Origin of the sequence: Citrobacter sp. R4, assembly GCF_026719175.1 — a bacterium.
GTDB classification, from domain to species: Bacteria; Pseudomonadota; Gammaproteobacteria; order Enterobacterales; family Enterobacteriaceae; genus Citrobacter_A; species Citrobacter_A sedlakii.
On the sequence record NZ_JAPPSU010000058.1, the window covers coordinates 1 to 719 of the forward strand.

General features: G+C 50.1%; 2 tRNA genes and 2 rRNA genes. All 4 read left to right on the plus strand.

From position 1 onward, the window contains the following. Positions 1–102, plus strand: a 16S ribosomal RNA gene (locus OOJ60_RS24540); the annotation flags it as partial. A 69-nt stretch (positions 103–171) separates the two neighbouring features. After that, a tRNA-Ile gene (locus OOJ60_RS24545) sits at positions 172–248 on the plus strand. A gap of 110 nt (positions 249–358) precedes the next feature. Then, positions 359–434 (plus strand) — tRNA-Ala (locus OOJ60_RS24550). A 172-nt stretch (positions 435–606) separates the two neighbouring features. After that, positions 607–719, plus strand: a 23S ribosomal RNA gene (locus OOJ60_RS24555); the annotation flags it as partial.

Consider the following 719-nt stretch of genomic DNA (forward strand, 5'->3'; position numbering starts at 1 on the left):
AGCTTAACCTTCGGGAGGGCGCTTACCACTTTGTGATTCATGACTGGGGTGAAGTCGTAACAAGGTAACCGTAGGGGAACCTGCGGTTGGATCACCTCCTTACCTTAAAGAACCTGCCTTTGTAGTGCTCACACAGATTGTCTGATGAAAAACGAGCAGTAAAACCTCTACAGGCTTGTAGCTCAGGTGGTTAGAGCGCACCCCTGATAAGGGTGAGGTCGGTGGTTCAAGTCCACTCAGGCCTACCAAATTCGCTCCCGTGCTTTGTTGTGGCAAAGCTCGCATACTGATGTATGCTTCGCTTCACCACGCCGCGCCCGGAAACGAATTATCGGTAAAGAGGTTCTGACTACACGATGGGGCTATAGCTCAGCTGGGAGAGCGCCTGCTTTGCACGCAGGAGGTCTGCGGTTCGATCCCGCATAGCTCCACCATTCTGTAGAACGTTTACGTAAGAAAACTTCAGAGTGTACCTGAAAGGGTTCACTGCGAAGTTTTGCTCTTTAAAAATCTGGATCAAGCTGAAAATTGAAACACAGAACAACGAAAGTTGTTCGTGAGTCTCTCAATTATCGCAATCAGAAGTGAAACATCTTCGGGTTGTGAGGTTAAGCGACCAAGCGTACACGGTGGATGCCCTGGCAGTCAGAGGCGATGAAGGACGTGCTAATCTGCGAAAAGCGTCGGCGAGGTGATATGAACCTTTGACCCGGCGATGT